The organism is Cyclobacterium lianum (genome assembly GCF_900143075.1).
GTDB lineage: Bacteria > Bacteroidota > Bacteroidia > Cytophagales > Cyclobacteriaceae > Cyclobacterium > Cyclobacterium lianum.
Map to the genome: position 1 here is coordinate 467,800 of NZ_FRCY01000005.1, position 15,626 is coordinate 483,425.

The following is a 15,626-nucleotide window of genomic DNA, read 5'->3' on the forward strand; positions in this document are numbered from 1 at the left end:
TTACGTCAGAAATACACAGGCCCATGAAATCTCAATCCAAGAAAAACACCAACGCACATTCCGGTTCTGTATCCCGGAGAACAGCCATACAGTCGGTACTGGGTCTGACCGGTACGGGTTTGCTCTTACCTCTATCTTCTTATGCCCGGCAACCTGGCCCTCAAACACTTCGAAAAAACGAGGTACGGATCACCAGATTGGAAACCTTTCTGGTGAAGCCAAGGTGGATATTTCTGAAAATCCATACCGATGCCGGGGTCACCGGTCTGGGAGAGCCATTGCTGGAAGGACGGGCATTGACCATTCAGACCGCCATTAAGGAGATTGAACCTTACCTGATCGGGAAAGACCCCCGGCAGGTGGTGCACCACTGGCAGGCCATTTACCGGCATGCCTTTTACCGGGGCGGGCCTATTCTCACATCAGCTCTCAGCGGCATAGACCAGGCCCTCTGGGATATCAAGGGGAAGTTGCTGGGGGTACCGGTCTATGAACTCTTCGGTGGTCCTACCAGGGACCGGGTGAGGATCTACGGACGGGCCAGCAATGCTGAGGACATGAAAAAAAGAAAAGCCGAAGGCTATACGGTAATCAAAACCGGAGTAGCCAAAAAGGAACCTGCCCGAATCGTGGAAAACCCGGCCTTTGTCAAATATGCAGCCGACAACTTTGCTTCCCTCAGGGAGGCGGGAGGACCGGAAATGGATATCGGAATTGATTTTCATGGAGCCATATCTCCTCAGACAGCAAAGCTGCTGATTAAGGAATTGGAACCCTATCAACCCATGTTTGTCGAAGAGCCCTGCCAGGCCCAGAATGTGGATGTGATGGTAGATATCGCCAGAGGCACCCATCTGCCCATCGCCACCGGTGAAAGGATCTTTACCAAATGGGGTTTTCGGGAACTGCTGGAAAAGGGGGCAGCCAGTATTCTGCAGCCAGACCTTTGCCATGCCGGCGGGCTCACAGAAGGCCGGCTGATTGCCGGCATGGCAGAAGCTTACTACGCCGCCATCGCCCCGCACAACCCCATGGGTCCTATTTCACTGGCCTGTGGCCTGCACCTGGCCGCCAGCATCCCGAATTTCCTGGTGCAGGAACAGGTTTCACTCGGAGAGGGCTACTTGAAAAACCCCTTTCTACTGCAATCCGATGGCACATTATTGATCCCGAAGGGTCCGGGATTGGGTATTGAGCTGGATGAAGAGGCCATGCAGGACAAAATCGGCCATGACTGGACCAACCCGGAAAGCTATGATCCCCGTGACGGATCGGTAGTGGACTGGTAAGCCTGGACGCTGTAAATAAACTTTAAATCAAAACCTTAAACACATTCATGCATACAAAGAACAATAACTCGAGAAGAAGACTATTGAAAGGACTTGGCCTGGGAGCGATGACAGGTTTTATGGGGCTTTACCCAGGTGCAGACTCAATGGCCAGAAATGAAAAAGAAAAACCTGCCTACCTGAATGGCCTTCCTCCATTAAAAATCACCAATGTAAAAGCCATTGGTACTGCTCCGAGCGGGTCCAACCTGATCGTAGTCAAGGTGGAAACCTCAGAACCTGGCCTTTATGGACTGGGCTGTGCTACCTTTACCCAGCGGGCATTTGCCGTGATCACCGCCATAGAAAAGTACCTGCAGGACTTCTGCGTGGGCAAGGATGTGGACAATATCGAAGACATGTGGCAATCAGCCTTTGTCAGTTCTTACTGGCGAAACGGACCTGTACTGAACAATGCGATCAGCGGTCTGGACCAGGCACTCTGGGACATCAAAGGCAAACGCGCCAACATGCCCGTGTACCAGCTTTTGGGCGGGAAATGCCGCTTTGCCGTCCCCTGCTATACCCATGCCAGTGGCAATACGCCTGAAGCTGCGGCCGACCAGGTATCCGGCTACATGGAGGAAGGCTACCGCTACGTACGCATTCAGCAGGGAGGCTATGGCGGTACTGCCCTGACCGGCGAGCCCGACTTCAAAAAACAGAACTATGGGCGGGAAAGTGACCAGTACATGGATCAGGGCAAATATATCCGGGATGTTCCTAAGCTATTTGAGACTGTTCGCCGGCAATGTGGGGAAGAGGTGGAGTTGCTGCACGACATTCACGAACGGCTGGAGCCGATGGATGCCATCCGTGTGGTAAAGAGCACCGAGCCTTACCATCCCTTTTTTATTGAAGATCCGTTTTCTCCCGAGCAGATGGAGTGGTTTCAGGCATTACGCGAGGCTACTACCGTACCGCTGGCTATGGGCGAACTCTTCAATAATATCAATGAATTCAAGGAGCCAATCACCAACCGGATGTTTGATTACATCCGTATCCACATCTCCCAAATCGGCGGCATCAGCCCGGCCATGAAGGTAGCCCGTCTGGGGGAATTTTACGGGGTCAAAACTGCCTGGCACGGCCCGGGAGATGTATCCCCTGTAGGTCATGCCGCCAATGCGCATATAGACCTGGCTGTATGGAATTTCGGCATACAGGAAGCGGCCCGGATATCAGACCTTTCACGGGAGATATTCCCCGGTTCCCCGGTGATGAAAGATGGTTACATGTGGGTGAATGAGGCACCGGGTCTGGGAGTGGATATCAACGAAGACCTGGCCAAAAAACACCCCATGCATACGCGTTCCAACTGGACGGTGAGGAAGTTTGACGGTACGATCATCCGGCCTTAGGGGAGATTGAGGGAGGGATTGAAGGAGATTGAGGGAGATTGAAGGGAGATTGAAAGAGATTGAGAGAGATTGAAGGAGATTGAAGGAGATTGAGGGAGGTCATTTTTTACCTTTGTCAATCTTTATCAACTATAATCAATCTCACATCCATATAGCTCAAATCCGCCAAGATGGAAAACAACAACTGGATCAACTACAAAGTCGAAATCAGGGAGCGGCTTAGGCGGTTTGCGCTGGATATATTGGAGCTATCAGAGAAATTCCCAAAAACCACGCGGGCAAATGTGGTCAATTATCAACTGACAAAATCCGGGACATCGATGTATGCCAATTACCGGGCGGCAATGAGAGCAAGGTCTAAAGCAGAATTTTTCAGTAAACTAAGCATTGTCATCGAGGAAACGGATGAAACGGAAATGTGGCTTGATCTGGTGATTAGTTCGAAAATTATTTCTTCCGAAAAGCCGCGAGAACTTCATAAGGAATGCCTTGAGCTGTTAAAAATTCTTTCACATATGCGTAAACGGGTGTCTTCAAAGTGAGGAGATTGAGGGGGGATTGACCTTCAGCAAGCTCAGGTATCAGGGTGAAGGAGATTGAGAGGGGATTGAAACAGATTGAGGGGAGATTGATGGAGATTGAAGGGAGATTGAGGGAGGTTGAGGGAGGTTGAGGAAGAGTATTTTAATCTAATTCAACCTTATTCAATCTTGATCAAAATCCACTACTAGGTTAGTAAACCTACAAAAGCGTAACTAATCAACATATTTAACTTAAATACAAAAAAATGAAATTAGGTGTTTTTTCGCTTAGCCTAAGTGTCAGGGACATCCAGGCTTCCAAACAATTTTATGAATCGCTGGGATTTACGGTATTTGCAGGGAGTATCGAAAAAAAATACCTCATCATGAAAAATGGGGACAGCCTGATCGGCTTGTTTGAAGGGATGTTTGAAAACAATATCCTCACCTTCAATCCAGGATGGGATGCTGAGGCGAAGCCATTGGAAGAATTTGACGATATCAGGGAAATTCAGGCCCGGCTAAAGGAAAAAGGGGTTCGTCTGGATCAGGAAACCGAGGGTACAGGCACTGGTCCTGCCAGCATTGTCCTGACAGACCCGGATGGCAATACAATTCTTATTGATCAGCATGTGTAAGAATTGGTATTATTTCGGGGACGATTGGTGGCACAAAAACAGCCTGTTAAAACCTACCCAACAGGAGGCAAAATGATTTTAGAGGGTTTCCCGTTTTATCCGGATACCTTTGGCGGATGTCCTCCCGAAGATGTAAGTGGGCCATGGGGTTATCAGGAATTTGGTGATGCCAGTGACAATAATAAACATCCGGAATACCGTTCCAACCGGGAATGGCAGGGGCTTGACCTGAAAACTCCTTAAGGGTTGGTAAAAGTGGCCATAGCACCAATTAACGAAACATTAAAAGCCCGTTTCCACTCCAGGGAACGGAGCCGGGACACCCGGCCCTCCTTTGACGAGGGCTGGGTGGAGTTTTTTGAAGGCAGGGAATAGGGCAATTTGGACAAAATAGCTATACAGATAAATTGACGGCAATTTGTGTCAAAGCCCACTAAAAGAAATTTGTTACTACAAACCGCAATAAAAATACCCTGTTCATGGTATTTTTTCTTCTGATAAATTTTTCGATATTGTCTGTCAATATTTTAGCCGAATTTTTAAACTCCTTTTTTTTCAGGCTTTGATTTAAACTTTTCCGACTGTGGATCACCAGCCGGAGGTGTTTTGTTTTCTCAATGCCGGCCATCATTTAAAGAAAAATCATGCGGTTTTTAATCTCATTACAAAGGGAAGGTAAGGCATCTTTTCTTCCCATCAATTACCAGTACGAGCTTTCGGCATTGATCTACAAGACTCTGGACCGTGCGGACAGTTCCTTCAGCAGATTTTTGCACGAACAGGGATATCTGGCCTTTGGTCGCCGTTTCAGGTTATTTACATTTTCAAGAATCTCTTTTGATACCTTTCGTATTGTAAAGGATGCCGGCAGAATAGAACACCGCGGGCAAGGGGCCACTTTTGAGATTTCCTTTATGGTGGCCCGGGCAGCAGAAGAATTTATTAAAGGGCTGTTTTTGGACCAGGTACTGGTACTTGGGGACAAAATCAGTCAGGTGCCGTACAGGGTAGCTGGTATTGAGGCCTTGCCTCCACCTGTCTTTAAAGAAAAAATGCATTACCGCGGCCTTTCCCCAATTTTCCTAAGGCGAAAAAGGGATGATGGTGGCGAAGATTATCTTCATCCCGAGGAGGAAGATTATGGCAAGCTGCTGATCCAAAATATGATCTCCAAAGTGCGTGCTTTCGAACAGGTTGCCGCTCTGGAAATGAACCCGGCAGAAATATCGATACCCGACTTTTCCTTTAAGCCAACAGGAAAGATTTTCAAAAACGGGGTGAGGATCAAGCAGCTCACCGAGCAGGCCACCATGTTGATCGGCTATATGTATGAATTTGAATTTAGTGCTCCGGTGGAGCTACAGAAGGCCGGCTATTATGCCGGATTCGGACATCTGGGGAGCCAGGGTTTTGGCTGTGTGGGGCTGACAGAAAGATAGAAAATGGAAGAAGGAAAAATGAAAAGTTATTTGTTGTTTTCCACCTGTAGTCGAATGGCTTCCTTCATTAACCGCTCACCTTCTTTCTTTGAAACAGGTCTCGCCACGGCTTTTAGTGATTTCCATACCCGTTCCCTTTCTTCATTGGTACTGGCCTGTGCAAAGGGGTTAAGGTTTTTTGCTTTATTTTCCATACCTCAAATATACTGCAAATCTCTTATCCAGCACAATAGAAATGTTCTATTTCCTCTTCGTCAGCGACCTTTACCTGAAGGATTTTGCGTTTTAGATTTTCAATATTTGAAGCAATAAGTAGGATCCTTTTTTTGGAACTATATCCACAAGCAATGGTATAAAAATCTTTCAGAGGATAGTCTTCCAGCGTGGAAAGCCTGTGCCTGGGGTTGTCCAGTACAGAAAGAATTTCAGACTGCGTTATCCTGTCCGGATAGTCACCATTCCTTTCACTTAAACCTGAAAAATCTATTTCCATATTTGCGTGGTTTTTTAATATATAAAAGACCGGAGGAAAAGCAATCCCTCCGGGAAATCCACGATGGTGCGATTAAGCTCGTTTTAAAGAGTAAAGCGTTATATTTCAATACCTTGGATGGATTTCACTCAAAGGTAGTAAGTTTTTATTTAAAGATTAAAGAGTTATTGGATATATTTTTTATATTTACAAGCTAAATGGTTAAACTAAATTTTTGTCTAAATACAATTAGTAGAAAATGAGACTAATCCTAAAAATATCGCCCAACAATACTTTGGTTCCATTCAACTATCAGAAATATTTGGTTGGCTGTTTTCACAAGTGGTTGGGGGAGAATAAGCAGCATGACGATGTTTCGTTGTACTCCTTGTCCTGGCTGCAAGGAGGCGAAATGGTAAAGGGGGGATTAAAGTTTAAGCATGGATCGGAATGGAGCTTAAGCGCATATCATTCATCACTTTTAAAAACCTTGGTAATCAATATCAAAGAGGACCCAAAGATCAACTTTGGAATGGGTGTGGAAGATATTGTTATCATGAAGGATCCACCGTTTGAAAATAAGCAAAAATTTTTCTTAAACAGTCCGGTATTTATAAAGAGAAATCAAGGGGACAGAATTCATTATTATCTCTTTAATGATTCCGAAAGTGATGAACTCATGACAAGGACCCTCCAAACCAAGCTTAAAAAAGCAGACTTAGATTCAGAGGGAGTCAGGGTAAGTTTTGACAGAAGTTACCATAGTCCTAAAACCAAAATGATTGATTACAATGAGATTAGCTGTAGAGCAAGTATGTGCCCGGTCTTTATAGAAGGGTCCCAGGAACAAGTTGCTTTTGCCTGGAATGTAGGCATTGGAAATTCCACTGGCATTGGATTCGGTGCGCTAAAATAAGAGGTTTATGAAATATTATGTAGTAAAATATTCCGGACCATTTGGTTTTATCAAACCATGGACGGCGGTGAGGGACAGTGAAACATTTAGCCAGCAGTTTTTAACCCCTTCGATTGTGGAAGGGATTGAAAAAAAGTTATTTCCTGACCTATTATCTATGCCAGGAATACAGAAAATAGTAGGGCACCGACTGTCATATGATCAGGTTTCTGGTCAACAGGAAGTGATTCAAACGAGAGGATGGAATTCAATTAAAAAAGGAAGAGAATTTCTTTTTGACAGACCTAAGGCGATACTTATGCGGGGTATTCTACAAAATCCGATTCTCCATCTGGCTTTCACATCCAAAGAAGATGCGACCATCGCAGCAAAACAGCATATATGCCTATGCAGGAATGAAGACATGTTGTATCCTGATAATATCATTGAAGTGAAAAAAGAGATATTTGAAGAAGGCAAGAATGATTTCCCTGGATTTGAACTAGTCTTCGAAAAAAATGAAAAATCATTCCTGGTAGGCTATCACAGAATAAGTAACAAACCGATGTACGGTTGGATCAAAGTAGTCGGTCAACCTGTATCTTCTTTCTAATGGAAAACCTACTCGCTAAGTCCGCTCCTGAGTTTACTCTCTTAAAAGACCATCTTCTACATGTCTCCTATGCGGCAAAGGCATTTGGGAGATATTTGCAAATGGATGAATCAGTGGCCTTCAATGGTGCTATTCTTCACGATATAGGGAAAGCCCATCCTGAGTTTCAAAAAAGATTAAAAGCAAATGGACGAAACAGCAAGGTATTCAGGCATGAAATTAGTTCTTTACTTTTCTTGTCGGTATTTTCTGAAGCGGACTATCCGGCATTATTGGATATGGTCATTGCCCACCACAAATCTGCCAAAAACGATGCCGGGGACAAAGGATTGTTGGATTTGGAAAACGGATATGAGTATATCGATTACCATGTTGGCAAATGGTATCAATGGTCACCTGATGCTTTTAAACTACTAAACGAGCTTGGGGTAACAAGTATTCCGTTTAGTGAAGAAATCGCCCGTGAAAACCTTTCTTTCGCCATATCTTATTGTAAAAAACAAACAAAAATCAGAGGATATTCGGAGTGGAGAGGATTATTAATGGGGGCAGATCATTTTGCTTCAGCGCTGATCAATAGCACAGAGAAAAACCTGGAAAGGGCTTTTCAGATACCGGATCTTTCTTTTTTTAATCGTACACATCCCCTTTTTCCGCTCTCCTATAAAGAAACGGCTTCACCAAAGAAACACACCCTTGTTGTGGCTAGTACGGGGGCCGGTAAAACCGATTATCTTTTCAAAAGGACAAAAGGACGGGTTTTTTACACACTTCCATTTCAAGCCTCCATCAATGCTATGTTTAAAAGGGTCGCAAAGGATTTGAAACCGTTCAACCCTGATCTGGACATCCGGGTTTTGCATTCCGCCTCTATGGTCGTCCGACAAAATGGAAAGGAAGAAGAGAGTGTTTTGCAGCCACTTTTCGGTTCGGCGATTAAGATCTTGACCCCGCATCAATTGGCTGCCATTGCCTTTGGCATGAAGGGGTACGAAGCCATGTTGCTGGACTTAAAAGGTTGTGACATTATTTTGGATGAAATCCATACTTACACAGGTGTTTCACAAGCCATTGTATTGAAATTGGTTCAGATCCTTAAACAATTGGACTGTGCGATACATATCGGTACCGCCACTATGCCGACAAAGCTATATCAGAAAATAACAGAAGAATTGGGTGATGATATTTTGGAGGAAAAGCTGACCCCTGAAGAACTGGATGATTTTGACCGGCATACCCTATACAAAATCAACTCATTTGAAGAGGGTTTGCCATTTATCCGTCAGGCTATTGAAGGGGACAAGAAAGTGCTGGTGGTCTATAATAGAGTGGCCAGGGCACAGGAGGCCTATATCCATTTAAAAGAATTGTACCCCCATACCCCGATACTTTTGCTCCATAGTCGCTTTAAAAGAGGTGATAGAAACCATAAAGAAAAACTTCTGCTTGGCCTGGATGGAGAAGGAAATCCGAACGGAGAATTCAATACTTCTACCGAAGCTTGCATTGTGGTGTCCACCCAGATCGTAGAAGTAAGTTTGGATATCAGTTTTGACCTAATGGTGACAGAGACAGCCCCCATAGATGCGTTGATTCAGCGTTTTGGCCGGGTCAACCGAAAAAGAACGGAAGACACCATAGGAAAAACCAAACCCATCTATGTAATCGCTCCTCCTGAAAATGAAAACGAAGCCAAGCCGTATGATTTTGAAGTACTCCGAAGATCCTACGATGTTTTGGAGGACAGCCAAATACTCAAAGAAAGGGATTTGCAGGGAAAAATCGATTATGTATTTCCTGAGATTGATTTTATGGACATAGAAGAACATGCTGTATTCAAATCAGATGGGAGAATTACTGTAGACAAGCTAACTCATAGAAGCAAATCTATTTTGTTTGAATTGCTCGAAATAGACGGTGTATCCTGTATTTGTGAGGGAGATCTGGAAGAATATGAAAATGCTGATTTCGAGAGGAGACTGGAACTGGAAATACCGGTCATGTATTTTGCGGTACGGGGCATGAGCCAGGCACAAAAAGGCAACAAACCCTTTATCATTCCGGACAAGGCCTATGACTTTGAGTGTGGCTTGGATGTAAAGCAAATAAGGGAAAACAACTTTGACGTAACCAACCAAATATTATGATCACGGCAGTAATAGGCAGGACTTTTCTCAATGCATATAATGAGAAATATGGCAAAGAACTTTCACCAAAAGGGTTTTTTGAGCAGGAGTACTGGGAATTGTTTTACAATCATCCCAAATACATGCAATGGGTAACCAATTCTCCTTTTGTACAAATGAAAAGTGGGCAAAAACCACATTTGCTTTCGGTAGATGAAAGGATGGAAAAGCTGGAAAACCTTTTTGATAAGGCGGAAAATGAAATTCCGGATGCGAGTTTTGCTTTGGGATATCCGGCTTCCGAATCCAAGGAATATGCCAGTACTTCCGGATTGGTCAGCGATGTGGTCATCCCAGTGGATGAAGATGAAGTTTATCTTTCCTGGATAGGAAGTGGTTTGGGAATCACTGTCGCAGGTGGCTTTACCCTTCTTTTTGATAACCCAACCATTACACTACAAACCTTTGAAGGCTGGAAGGTATATCGTAAGTATTTGAACGATCAGACCTTGGAAAAACTCCGGGGAAACCAAATCAACACGTGGAATGGGCAATGGTTGACCTATTCGTTAAATCCTGAGGAATACCGGGAAGACTTTGATTTTTCGGAACTCACAAACCAGAAAATATTCAAGGTGGATACAAGTCTAGCGGAAGTAGCTACTGTCAATTGGAGCCAATTGTTTTTTAGTCTATCAACCCAATTTCCAAACGATGAAATGATGGGCTATGTCTATGGGTTCGGGCAGACCAGCAAAACTATAGGTTTTATACCTTTTCAGCTCAAGTCGGGAGGAAATATCAAGGAGATTTACCAAAAGCTATTTGGGGACTTTAAAATCAACAAAAAGGAATTTGAAATCCTGTTCGGGATGCATATCAAACGGGCCTGTGAGTTGGGGAGTATAGGATTGCAGGCACTAAGGCCTGACAGTCTAAAGAAATACATGACTGAGGACAAGAACTTAAGCTTCAAAAAAGAAGAAGACACAATAAATTATCAAGCATACAAAACCTGGTTAGTCGCTATGTTAACACGAAATAAAGAAGAAATCACAGATTATACGCCCAAATTGGCTGAGGTCATTTTGCGGTATAGAAATACCGGAAAAGGAATGTCAAGAGTCACACTGGTAGAAAAGGAGTTGTTCACCTCCAAATCCAAAAGGGGATTTATAGAATCGTTGACCCTTATGATCCCGGATTTGGAAGGAGAAGATTTGGAATCACTCAAAACCTTAAAAGATGAAGTACACGTTATGACCAACGAGGAATTTGGCTACTTTCTTACGCTTTTAAAATTCGATTACGCTTATCAACAAAAGAAATCATAAATCCTAAATAACCAAAAGATGAATACTATTTATATAAGAACATTAAAGAGAGCCGAGCACACAGTTTTCAATGTGGCCAATGGTCAAAAGTACTATTATGATGTTCAGTTCAATAAGAGAATCCCCTTTTCCAGCGGACAGCAGGTAAAACGCTCATTGATAGATGCGCTTTGCGAAGCCATTGAGCAAACCCCGTCCCCCACCACCTTTCTGTTTGAGGTGGATAAACAAAAAAAACTCAAGGAGGGAGAGGTCTACGGTACATGTGACCCTACCTACGCCGACCAGTTGTTCGGAGGATGGATGAAAGCCTCTAAAGGCGGAGGGGAAAGAACCCTTAAGCGAAGAAGTCCCCTGTCCATTTCCGCCATGAGGGCTTTGCACCCCTTATTGGCCGGTTTGGATTCCAATGGCGGAGAAGCCGGGTCTTTCGACAGAAGTGAGCGTCCCAACAATGCCGTGATTATCCGGGATGAAAAGGGAAATATTCTTTCAGATGAAGAAATTGATGCGGTATTGAAAACCGAAGGGAACACGGATAGAAGTTTGGGAAGGAAATGGTTGAATCCTGCCGAGCGTGCTACCGGTCTTTTTGTATTTGATATAGCGATTGATTTGCGGAGGCTCTTCTCTGTCAGCATCAACCAACTGGAGCCGGAAATGGCCGATTCCACGATTACCAAACTAAGGGACGAAGGCTGGATAGCATCCAGCAATGTTTTTGGCCCCTGCCTGGTAGCTCCCAAGACACTGCGGGAAAAATGGATCCCCGGCCTTGCCAAAGCCATCGTAAATTGGCGCATCACGTCCAATCAGTCACGTACTTTCAGTTTGATGGATACCCTGGCCATTTCCATCAGTGACAATGCTAACCTGATAGCTGGCAGTATACGGGCTAAACTTTCGGAAGAAGACTCCAGAAAGGCTGACCCAATTATTGACGAAGGCATGTCAGGAGTGGACACCTTTATCAGCCTGCAGGCTGGTGGCTTTATCCATACCAAGGGCGAAACTGCAGATGCCCTCGAACGAGCAGAAAATGTACTGGTCGACAAAATGACAGCCTTTGATTTTGAAAACCAATTGGCATAACGAGAAGATTTAAACTCCCTTATCGCCAGTGGTAGTTATAACCAGAAAAAACCAGTAAAATCTATTCGCCCATGTTCGACCAATTCTACCAGCAATCCCGTGACCGGCTCAAACTGGCTTTTCTGGAAGAAGCCATCAGGAAATACCCTCATTTAAAAGACGACTTCCTGGCCTTTTTCCTGACACCATCGGAGACACCTTTGGAAATGACCGTGAGTGACCCGGATGATTTTATTTTGGCCAGTGCTGATTTTGTTAGGGAAGACTTTGAATCTATCGATATGGAAGATCCTGACTGGGAAACATACACAGCCCTGCATGGTGGCTATATTCCCGTATATGAGACAAGAGGACATCTGAAAGAGAACCTCCGGTATCATAGCATTTTATGTGGTCTTGACGGAAAGGTACACTTCACCAAATTAAAAAAACCTTAAAACGTTTCTTCAAAAAAACATATTTTATTAATTGCTGTTGTGTATAAAAATCAATAATAGATAGGCGTCTAAAAAATATTATAAAAAAACTCGACCGTATCCAGCTGAGTAAAGTAAGGTCCCTGTTTGATGAAATTGATTGGCCTAACCGATTTATAAAAATAAATGGTGCTTGTGGTGTCGGAAAAACCACCCTACTTTTTCAATATATTTTGCTTAAGCAACTGCCTCCTCAATAGAGGATTTATGTAAGTCTGGACGATTTATATTTTACTGAAAATACCCTTTTATAATCTGGCTGAACAATTTGTAGATGAAGGGTGCAGGTTCCTCCTGGTGGAGAAAGTTCATCGTTATGCCAATTGGTCTTCCGAACTAAAAAACATTTACGATGATTTACCAGAAAGAAAATACGAATTAGGTTTAGCCGCTGCTTCCGATCAGGAAATTTGGAATTTTGCCTTCAAAGATTATGGGGTCATAATAAGCAAGAATAAAGATTTTCTCTGTAAATCGGTTTTGGTGGGCAGCCCTACAAAATTTATTTGGAAAACGGTCGGCAACTGCTCCAATCAATAATTGGTTTCCTTGATAAAGAGAATATTTATGAAATAAGGGAGTTAATCGATTAAGAACGGGACTTTCATAGTTTAGGATGAAAATTGAATATCACCGGAACCCATATTGCCTACCTCCATACCTGCCACCGAAAGCTATGGCTGTTTGCCAACGGCATACAGATGGAACATACTTCGGATATTGTGGCCGAAGGAAAGCTCATCGGGGAAACCAGCTATCTGGACAGGGCGAGGAAATACACCGAACTGGAACTGGATGGTATCAAAATCGATTTTTATGATGCCAAAAACAGAGTCATCCATGAGGTAAAAAAAACTGATAAAGTAGAACAGGCGCATATCGCCCAGGTTAAATATTACTTGTATGTACTTCAGAAAAACGGTATTTCAGATGCCTCTGGCCTAATTGAATACCCCAAAATGCGGCAGACTCAAATTGTGGAATGGGAGGAAGGGGATCAATCGCTGATGCAAGGTTGGGTACAGGAAGTAAAAGACCTTATTTCCCAGAAGAACTGTCCCCCCTTGGAGAAAAAAAGCATCTGCCGCTCCTGCAGCTATTTTGATTTCTGTTATGCAACTGAAAGTGTCGGCAATGAGTTAATTTAGTATATTGAAACAAAAAAATGAGCTTAGGTGATTCCATTAAAGCAGCAACTGCCCTGATCCATCAGGCTTAGCTCCTCCCTATAAACACCAAAGATTTTGATTGGATCGAAAATCTGATTTTTAGTAATCGTATAAATTGAAAAAAACCTACTACCTCTTCAACCCCGGCAGGCTTAGCCGAAAGGATTTTACATTGAAATTCACTCCGGTGGATGAGTCCGGAAGGGAAGGTACTCCCAAATACATCCCGGTGGAAGGGGTGTCGGACCTGTACTGCTTTGGCAGCCTGGATGCCAATTCGGCACTTTACAATTTTTTAGGAAAAGCAGGGATTAGCGTGCATTTTTTTGATTATTACGAACATTACACCGGAAGTTTTCAGCCCAAAGAATATTTACTTGCCGGGAAGATGCAGATCCAGCAGACCCTGCATTATTCACAAGCGGAAAGCAGGTTGAAGATTGCCAGAAAATTCGTCGAAGGAGCTGCCTTTAATATCAGCAAAAACCTGAGGTACTACCAGAATCGGGGCAAAGACTTGGAAAGCTCCTTGAAGAAAATTTCCCAGTTCGGTATGCTGATTGATTCCTCCGGGGATATTCCCGCTTTGATGGGGATAGAGGGCAATATCCGACAGGAATATTACCGGGCCTTTGACCTGATCCTGAAAGACCATGCCATGGAAGGCCGGAGCAAACAGCCACCGATGAATGAAATCAATGCGCTGATTTCTTTCGGAAATATGATGTGTTATACGCTATGTCTGGACCAGATCTACCACACCCAGCTAAACCCTACCATTAGTTTCCTGCACGAGCCGGGATACCGGAGGTACTCATTGGCGCTGGACCTTGCCGAGATATTTAAACCGGTTTTGGTGGACAGGACGATATTTAGGGTGCTAAACAAAAAAGAAGTAAAATCAAAGGATTTTGACTTTCATGTCAATAAGGTCATTTTGAAGGAAAGCGGCAAAAAAGCGTTTATCCGGGCATTTGAAGAGCGGCTGAATGAAACTATCAAACACCGAACGCTGAAAAAAAGCGTCAGCTATAAGCATCTGGTGAAGCTGGAATGTTACAAACTCAGCAAGCACCTTTTGGGTATAGAAACCTATCAGCCGTTTAAGATTTGGTGGTGAGGTCAGGGGTGAGGAGTGAGGATTGAGGATTGAGGAGTGACGGTTGAAAAAAATAAATCAGGCTATGGATAGGATCAATAAAATTGAAGCATTCAAAAATCGGACGAAGTTATTCGCATTGGCTGTTATTCAGCTATTTCAAAATTTACCGAAAACAGAAGAAGCCCGGATAATAGGAAAACAGCTTTTGCGAAGTGCCACCTCTGTGGCCGCCAATTATCGGGCTGCTTGTAGGGCAAGGTCAGATGCTGAATTCTTCAGTAAGATTTCGATTGTGGTGGAAGAAGCAGACGAATCCATATTTTGGTTGGAATTGTTACAGGAATCAGGCATCTACAATTCGGAAAGCGTTGATTTGCTATTAAAGGAAGCGGAGGAGCTGGTAAAAATCACAAACACCATCAGGCACAACCGTAAAAAGTAATGCACCTTCAACCCTCAAATCTCATTCCTCAACCCTGAATCATGTATATCATCCTTGTATACGATATAGGCGAAAAGCGTGTGGGCAAGATGCTCAAACTTTGCCGGCAGTATCTCAATTGGATCCAAAATTCGGTTTTTGAGGGGGAGATTACCGAGGTAAAATTAAAGGAACTGATTAGCCGCGCCAGGAAATTTATGAAAGAGGAAGATGATAGTTTGATTATTTTTAAGAGCCGGGAGCAGAAATGGCTGGAAAAGGAAATTATCGGTCAGGACAAAAACGACCTGGACACCTTTATTTAAGGGATTTGGTTGTCGATCAATAAATCCATATGAACATTTTACGGCATATTGGTCTTTTAAGGCACAAAATCCGGGATTCAGGCCTTAAGGGCAGGTTGTCGAAACCCGGAAGAAATCCGGTTATTGGCCACCGACGATCTCCGGGCAAAAAACCAAAGAGAAAAGCCTTTATTTTACGAAAATTTGGCCTATTTTTGTTTTCAGTCTGGCGGCCCTTAATCGCACCATACAGGAATTGAAACACAATCCCTATTCTAATATGTCACTCCAAGTAAAACACCCTTAATCGCACCATACAGGAATTGAAACTCAC

Annotated in this window: 19 protein-coding genes; 17 read left to right on the forward strand and 2 right to left on the reverse strand. The window is 43.7% G+C overall.

The features are described from left to right. The first annotated feature begins 23 nt into the window (after positions 1 to 23). The 6 genes from dgoD (at position 24) to cas6 (BUB19_RS11205) (ending at position 5,287) form a co-directional block, all read left to right on the forward strand. On the forward strand, positions 24 to 1,289 hold the full coding sequence (gene dgoD, locus BUB19_RS11175; RefSeq protein WP_073094607.1) for a galactonate dehydratase: 1,266 nt from the start codon (positions 24 to 26) through the stop codon (positions 1,287 to 1,289). A 47-nt stretch (positions 1,290 to 1,336) separates the two neighbouring features. Next, positions 1,337 to 2,689 carry an enolase C-terminal domain-like protein gene (locus BUB19_RS11180; RefSeq protein ID WP_073094608.1) on the forward strand — a complete coding sequence of 451 codons (1,353 nt, stop codon included), beginning with the start codon at positions 1,337 to 1,339 and terminating at the stop codon, positions 2,687 to 2,689. 170 nt (positions 2,690 to 2,859) lie between these two features. Then, on the forward strand, positions 2,860 to 3,231 hold the full coding sequence (locus BUB19_RS11185; protein WP_073094609.1) for a four helix bundle protein: 372 nt from the start codon (positions 2,860 to 2,862) through the stop codon (positions 3,229 to 3,231). Positions 3,232 to 3,476: 245 nt separating this feature from the next. Continuing rightward, positions 3,477 to 3,848: a VOC family protein gene (locus BUB19_RS11190; RefSeq protein WP_073094610.1), complete on the forward strand. Its 372-nt coding sequence runs from the start codon at positions 3,477 to 3,479 to the stop codon at positions 3,846 to 3,848. Positions 3,849 to 3,920: 72 nt separating this feature from the next. After that, positions 3,921 to 4,091: a plasmid pRiA4b ORF-3 family protein gene (locus BUB19_RS11195; protein ID WP_143156007.1), complete on the forward strand. Its 171-nt coding sequence runs from the start codon at positions 3,921 to 3,923 to the stop codon at positions 4,089 to 4,091. Between the two features lie 401 nt (positions 4,092 to 4,492). Then, positions 4,493 to 5,287: a CRISPR-associated endoribonuclease Cas6 gene (gene cas6 / locus BUB19_RS11205; protein WP_073094613.1), complete on the forward strand. Its 795-nt coding sequence runs from the start codon at positions 4,493 to 4,495 to the stop codon at positions 5,285 to 5,287. 26 nt (positions 5,288 to 5,313) lie between these two features. Here cas6 (BUB19_RS11205) and BUB19_RS24165 read toward each other — a convergent pair whose 3' ends face one another. Beyond that, a complete protein-coding gene (locus BUB19_RS24165; protein WP_178371481.1) occupies positions 5,314 to 5,481 on the reverse strand; it encodes a hypothetical protein in 168 nt (55 codons plus the stop codon). Between the two features lie 23 nt (positions 5,482 to 5,504). Then, positions 5,505 to 5,780, reverse strand: coding sequence for a hypothetical protein (locus BUB19_RS11210; RefSeq protein ID WP_073094614.1), 276 nt, complete (start codon positions 5,778 to 5,780; stop codon positions 5,505 to 5,507). A 238-nt stretch (positions 5,781 to 6,018) separates the two neighbouring features. On the opposite strand from BUB19_RS11210, the gene cas6 (BUB19_RS11220) reads away from it, so the two are divergent. From cas6 (BUB19_RS11220) to cas2, 11 genes are all read left to right on the forward strand, one after another. Next, a complete protein-coding gene (gene cas6 / locus BUB19_RS11220; protein ID WP_073094616.1) occupies positions 6,019 to 6,675 on the forward strand; it encodes a CRISPR-associated endoribonuclease Cas6 in 657 nt (218 codons plus the stop codon). A 7-nt stretch (positions 6,676 to 6,682) separates the two neighbouring features. Next, positions 6,683 to 7,267 (forward strand): hypothetical protein, encoded by a 585-nt coding sequence (locus tag BUB19_RS11225; RefSeq protein WP_073094617.1) that lies wholly within the window; start codon positions 6,683 to 6,685, stop codon positions 7,265 to 7,267. Next, on the forward strand, positions 7,267 to 9,414 hold the full coding sequence (locus BUB19_RS11230) for a CRISPR-associated helicase/endonuclease Cas3 (protein ID WP_073094618.1): 2,148 nt from the start codon (positions 7,267 to 7,269) through the stop codon (positions 9,412 to 9,414). The genes BUB19_RS11225 and BUB19_RS11230 overlap by 1 nt, the downstream gene beginning before the upstream one ends. Continuing rightward, positions 9,411 to 10,727, forward strand: a complete 1,317-nt coding sequence (locus BUB19_RS11235) for a hypothetical protein (RefSeq protein ID WP_073094619.1) — start codon at positions 9,411 to 9,413, stop codon at positions 10,725 to 10,727. Before BUB19_RS11230 ends, BUB19_RS11235 begins: the two co-directional genes overlap by 4 nt. A gap of 18 nt (positions 10,728 to 10,745) precedes the next feature. Further along, a complete protein-coding gene (locus BUB19_RS11240) occupies positions 10,746 to 11,819 on the forward strand; it encodes a CRISPR-associated protein Cas7 (protein ID WP_073094620.1) in 1,074 nt (357 codons plus the stop codon). Between the two features lie 71 nt (positions 11,820 to 11,890). Beyond that, positions 11,891 to 12,256, forward strand: a complete 366-nt coding sequence (locus tag BUB19_RS11245; protein WP_073094621.1) for a hypothetical protein — start codon at positions 11,891 to 11,893, stop codon at positions 12,254 to 12,256. Positions 12,257 to 12,592: 336 nt separating this feature from the next. Then, entirely contained in the window at positions 12,593 to 12,835 is a 243-nt protein-coding gene (locus BUB19_RS24765) for a DUF5615 family PIN-like protein (protein ID WP_073094622.1), read from the forward strand. 83 nt (positions 12,836 to 12,918) lie between these two features. Continuing rightward, the gene (cas4, locus tag BUB19_RS11255) at positions 12,919 to 13,443 is read left to right on the forward strand and encodes a CRISPR-associated protein Cas4 (protein ID WP_073094623.1); all 525 of its coding nucleotides are present in this window, start codon (positions 12,919 to 12,921) and stop codon (positions 13,441 to 13,443) included. Positions 13,444 to 13,579: 136 nt separating this feature from the next. Next, positions 13,580 to 14,584: a type I-B CRISPR-associated endonuclease Cas1b gene (gene cas1b, locus BUB19_RS11260; protein ID WP_073094624.1), complete on the forward strand. Its 1,005-nt coding sequence runs from the start codon at positions 13,580 to 13,582 to the stop codon at positions 14,582 to 14,584. Positions 14,585 to 14,648: 64 nt separating this feature from the next. Then, positions 14,649 to 15,008, forward strand: coding sequence for a four helix bundle protein (locus BUB19_RS11265; RefSeq protein WP_073094666.1), 360 nt, complete (start codon positions 14,649 to 14,651; stop codon positions 15,006 to 15,008). A gap of 41 nt (positions 15,009 to 15,049) precedes the next feature. Beyond that, positions 15,050 to 15,313, forward strand: a complete 264-nt coding sequence (gene cas2 / locus BUB19_RS11270) for a CRISPR-associated endonuclease Cas2 (RefSeq protein ID WP_073094625.1) — start codon at positions 15,050 to 15,052, stop codon at positions 15,311 to 15,313. The last annotated feature ends 313 nt before the right edge of the window (positions 15,314 to 15,626 follow it).

What these genes read in the sequence shown, in the direction of transcription:
- BUB19_RS24165 (WP_178371481.1), bottom strand. Translation starts at nt 5,481, where the DNA reads ATGGAAAATAAAGCAAAAAACCTTAACCCCTTTGCACAGGCCAGTACC.
- cas6 (WP_073094616.1), top strand. Translation starts at nt 6,019, where the DNA reads ATGAGACTAATCCTAAAAATATCGCCCAACAATACTTTGGTTCCATTC.
- BUB19_RS11265 (WP_073094666.1), top strand. Translation starts at nt 14,649, where the DNA reads ATGGATAGGATCAATAAAATTGAAGCATTCAAAAATCGGACGAAGTTA.
- BUB19_RS11185 (WP_073094609.1), top strand. Translation starts at nt 2,860, where the DNA reads ATGGAAAACAACAACTGGATCAACTACAAAGTCGAAATCAGGGAGCGG.
- BUB19_RS11195 (WP_143156007.1), top strand. Translation starts at nt 3,921, where the DNA reads ATGATTTTAGAGGGTTTCCCGTTTTATCCGGATACCTTTGGCGGATGT.
- BUB19_RS11230 (WP_073094618.1), top strand. Translation starts at nt 7,267, where the DNA reads ATGGAAAACCTACTCGCTAAGTCCGCTCCTGAGTTTACTCTCTTAAAA.
- BUB19_RS11210 (WP_073094614.1), bottom strand. Translation starts at nt 5,780, where the DNA reads ATGGAAATAGATTTTTCAGGTTTAAGTGAAAGGAATGGTGACTATCCG.
- cas2 (WP_073094625.1), top strand. Translation starts at nt 15,050, where the DNA reads ATGTATATCATCCTTGTATACGATATAGGCGAAAAGCGTGTGGGCAAG.
- BUB19_RS11225 (WP_073094617.1), top strand. Translation starts at nt 6,683, where the DNA reads ATGAAATATTATGTAGTAAAATATTCCGGACCATTTGGTTTTATCAAA.
- BUB19_RS11240 (WP_073094620.1), top strand. Translation starts at nt 10,746, where the DNA reads ATGAATACTATTTATATAAGAACATTAAAGAGAGCCGAGCACACAGTT.
- BUB19_RS11235 (WP_073094619.1), top strand. Translation starts at nt 9,411, where the DNA reads ATGATCACGGCAGTAATAGGCAGGACTTTTCTCAATGCATATAATGAG.
- BUB19_RS11180 (WP_073094608.1), top strand. Translation starts at nt 1,337, where the DNA reads ATGCATACAAAGAACAATAACTCGAGAAGAAGACTATTGAAAGGACTT.
- BUB19_RS11245 (WP_073094621.1), top strand. Translation starts at nt 11,891, where the DNA reads ATGTTCGACCAATTCTACCAGCAATCCCGTGACCGGCTCAAACTGGCT.
- BUB19_RS11190 (WP_073094610.1), top strand. Translation starts at nt 3,477, where the DNA reads ATGAAATTAGGTGTTTTTTCGCTTAGCCTAAGTGTCAGGGACATCCAG.
- dgoD (WP_073094607.1), top strand. Translation starts at nt 24, where the DNA reads ATGAAATCTCAATCCAAGAAAAACACCAACGCACATTCCGGTTCTGTA.
- cas6 (WP_073094613.1), top strand. Translation starts at nt 4,493, where the DNA reads ATGCGGTTTTTAATCTCATTACAAAGGGAAGGTAAGGCATCTTTTCTT.